The organism is Mycobacterium sp. IS-2888 (assembly GCF_001954215.1).
Taxonomy (GTDB): Bacteria; Actinomycetota; Actinomycetes; order Mycobacteriales; family Mycobacteriaceae; genus Mycobacterium.
Window position 1 is genome coordinate 1 of sequence record NZ_MBET01000055.1, and the last position, 936, is coordinate 936.

1 protein-coding gene is annotated in these 936 nt (G+C 65.1%); it reads right to left on the minus strand.

Features of this window, described 5'->3' with window-relative positions; genetic code table 11:
• Nucleotides 1-936 (minus strand): AMP-binding protein (locus A5745_RS09785; protein ID WP_139329529.1); only part of this gene is annotated, 936 nt, incomplete at both ends.

A 936-nucleotide genomic window follows, 5' to 3' on the forward strand; every position in this document is an offset into this window, starting at 1 on the left:
ACTCGGCCAGCAAATCAGCATCCAACGACGCCAACAGCTGGGTGATGTTGCGGTGGGTGGCCGCCACCCCCTTGGGCGCCCCGGTGGTGCCCGAGGTGTAAATCAGATGAGCGATATCCTCAGCACCCGGGCCCGCCGCTAACGCGGTGCTGGGATAAGCATCGACCGCGGGATCGTTGATGTCGATGACCGCCATACCCAACCCGTCGAGGCGCCCAGCCAGATCCGCGGTGGCCAGCACCGCCACCGGCGCGGCATCGGTGAGCATGAACTCGATACGCTCCCGCGGATGTTCAGGGTCGATGGGCAGATACGCCGCCCCGGTTTTGAGCACCGCGGTGATCGCGGCGATCGCGTGTGGAGAGCGCGCCAGCAACACCCCCACCACACACCCAGCACCCACGCCCCGGCCAACCAACAAATGCGCCAACCGATTAGCCGCCTCATCGAGTTGGCGGTAAGTCCAGGACTGCTCACCACAACTGAGCGCCACCGCCTCCGGAGTGGCGGCCACCTGCGCGGCGAACAACTCCGGAACCGACACCGGCGCTGTGGCATCCGCGCTGAGCACCGCCCGGTGACCGATCTCATCGAAGCGGGCATGTTCGGACTGGTCGAGCACATCCACCGACGACACGCGCCGCCCCGCATCGGCGGTCATCGCCATCAACACCCGCTCCAACCGCTCGATGAGCACCTGGATGCTTTCCGGGTCGAATACGTCGGTGCGAAATTCCACCGCCCCACCGATTCCGGCGGGCTCACCAGCCTCGGTGAAACGCTCCCCCAACGAAAACGCCAGATCCATACGCGCGCTATGGGTATCCAACGGAATCGGGCTGACCTCAACACCGTCTAGCACCAAACCCGCCGCCGGATCCTCATGACCGGCGAAGTTCTGCCAGGCCAACATCACCTGAATCAGCGCCTGTTTCG